Source organism: Microtetraspora sp. AC03309 (assembly GCF_020826795.1).
Taxonomy (GTDB): domain Bacteria; phylum Actinomycetota; class Actinomycetes; order Streptosporangiales; family Streptosporangiaceae; genus Microtetraspora; species Microtetraspora glauca.
In genome coordinates, this window is record NZ_JADDIL010000235.1 from 1 (window position 1) to 977 (window position 977).

The 977-nt window shown below is 68.1% G+C and carries 2 protein-coding genes; both read right to left on the reverse strand.

Annotated features, from left to right (window positions below):
* On the reverse strand, positions 1–459 hold a 459-nt coding region (gene bluB, locus IMZ11_RS42515; RefSeq protein ID WP_228649242.1), incomplete at its 3' end, for a 5,6-dimethylbenzimidazole synthase.
* A 25-nt stretch (positions 460–484) separates the two neighbouring features.
* The coding region (locus IMZ11_RS42520; RefSeq protein WP_228649244.1) for a GTP-binding protein at positions 485–977 on the reverse strand (493 nt) is incomplete at its 5' end.

The following is a 977-nucleotide window of genomic DNA, read 5'->3' on the forward strand; positions in this document are numbered from 1 at the left end:
CCCCATGCCGAGCCCCTCGGCGCGGGCGGCCAGCCACATGTTCTGGATCGCGCACGAGACCGATGCCAGGTCCATCTGAGGCAACGTGCGGCGTCCGAAGATGTGCCGGTCCCGGTTCTCGCCCAGGGCGACGACGAACAGTTCGGCGCAGTCGAGGATGCCCTCCACCTTCAGTGCCAGGAACTCGTCGCCGCGGGCGCCCAGCGCATCGGCGGTGTTGACGCGTTCCTCGTCGACCAGCGTGTGAATCTTCTTGCGTAAGGCGTCGTCGGTGATCCGGATGAATCGCCACGGCTGCATCAGGCCCACACTCGGTGCGGCGTGAGCGGCCTGCAACAGCCGGCCGAGGACCTCGGGCGCGACCTTGCTGCCCGGGACGAACTGGCGCATGTCGCGACGTTCGGCAATGGCGCGGTAGACGGCGCGGCGCTCGTCGGAACTGAAGGCGTGCTCGGACACGCCCCGAGCTTAGGCCGCGCGCTCCTCAGTGGGTGTGAGTGAGGTTCCAGGCCGGTAGTGGGTCGGGATAGCCGAGCCAGGCCTGCTGCCCCTGAACCAGTTCGGCGTCGGTCAGCAGCGCGCCGTCGAGCAGCTGGTGGATCTTGTCGCGGTCGAGCTTGATTCCGATGAACACGATCTCCTGCCCCGGGGTGATCTCGGTGCCCGACCAGTACTGCGCCGGATCGATCGTCAGGTTGGGGCCGGCTTGCGACCAGATGGCGGCGATCGTCGGGCGGCTGGCGATCCAGCAGAATCCCTTGCTACGCAGCACCCTTGTCACCTGACCGAGGGCGTCGCCGAGGCGTTGGGGGTGAAATGGCCGATCGGACCGGAAGGTCATCGAGCTGATGCCGTACTCCTCGGTCTCGGGTGTGTGGCCGTCGGCGATCTCCTCGTCCCAGCCCGGGGTGCGGGCCGCGGCCTCCGGATCGAACAGACCCGTGCCCAGCACCTCGCCTATGTCGACGACGCCGTGG